Origin of the sequence: Mycobacterium sp. SMC-18, assembly GCF_045310895.1 — a bacterium.
Lineage (GTDB): Bacteria > Actinomycetota > Actinomycetes > Mycobacteriales > Mycobacteriaceae > Mycobacterium.
Map to the genome: position 1 here is coordinate 1 of NZ_JBJIAL010000130.1, position 1,349 is coordinate 1,349.

Annotated in this window: 1 protein-coding gene; it reads right to left on the minus strand. The window is 67.5% G+C overall.

The genetic code is table 11. From position 1 onward, the window contains the following. Positions 1 to 1,243, minus strand: a 1,243-nt coding sequence (locus ACJH6J_RS30420; RefSeq protein ID WP_406805036.1) for an amidohydrolase, incomplete at its 3' end; no start/stop codon positions are given. Between the last annotated feature and the right edge of the window lie 106 nt (positions 1,244 to 1,349).

Here is a 1,349-nt window from a genome sequence, read left to right on the forward strand (position 1 = left end):
GATCGGGGATCGGGATGACAGGCCAGTCCGAGCCGCCGGCCATCAGCGCGCCGGCCTCCTTCAAATCCTTGTTCGGCCAGAAGCGCTGCGCCCGCTCCTCGCCCATCGCGGCCTTGTGCGCCTCAAGGAAGATGGTCGGATACCAGATGATCGGTGACAGGTCGGCGGCAACGCCGAGCTCGGCGAAGCGCCTGATGTCGTCAGGCGCGATGTAGCTCGCATGAGCGATCTGGTGAATCAGGTTGGTCGGGCCGTTGAAGCTGCGCACGACATCGATGGCATCGAGCGCCTGCGTCACCGCGGCATCTCCAGCGCAATGGATCTTGGCGGCAAGGCCGAGCTTCTCGCATCGCCCGAGCCAGCGGATCAGGTCCGGCACGGTCAGCATCGTCGCGCCGCGGAAACAGCAGCCACGCACGGGATCGGCCAGATAGGGCTCATGGAAGGCGGCAGTCTTGGCACCCGGCACGCCGTCGAGGAACACCTTGACGTAGTCCGGCTTCACATGCGCGCCGCGATAGTCTTCGCGCAGCGCAAACAGCTCCTCGCCGGCCTTGCCGAACATGAAGCCCGGCTCAACCACCGGCATCGCGCAGACCGCCCAGGCGGTGAGCTCGCCCCGATCGTCGAGGCCCTTCAGCGCCGCCATGATCGGCTGCATGCTGGCGGCGTCGATGAAAGCGGTGACACCGTAAGAGTTCAGCACCGAGATCGAGCGCGCCACCGCGGCGCGGTCCATCTCCGGCGTGTAGTGACCGGACGCCGCCAGCGCCCGCTCGACCAGGCCCGAGGCGGCCTCGATCATGATCCCGGTCAGCGTCCCGGTCTTGAGGTCGCGGCCGATCTCGCCGTCGGTCGGATCGTCGGTATCGGCCTGCACGCCGGCAAGCCGCAGCGCCGCCGAGCTCGCCCAGCGATTGTGATAGGTGTCGTCGCGCAACACGACGGGATGGCCGAGGCATGCCGCGTCGAGCAGCGCGCAGGATTCCGCGGTGTTCATCTCGTTCAGCAGATTGTTGCCGAACTGGCCGCCGACGATCCAGGCGCCGGGCGCAGCAGCCGAGGCCGCCTTATGCAGGGTCTCGGCGATCCCCTCGCCGATCAGCGATGCGACGTCGCGCTCCTCGCCGACCGCGATGAACCGGCCGGCCTTGACCGCCGCGCAGGCCACCCAAGGCTGCCCTCGGTTCGACGTGTAGATCCGACCGTTGCGGAAGACCGTGTCGGCGAATGTCCTGGTCATGCGGATCAACTTCTCGATTGGGAAAGCCTGGAGCGCTCACTGTGCGGTGCACAGCGGCCGAACCGCGCACGACACCAGCGTGACGCCAACCGTTCGGCATGTCGGC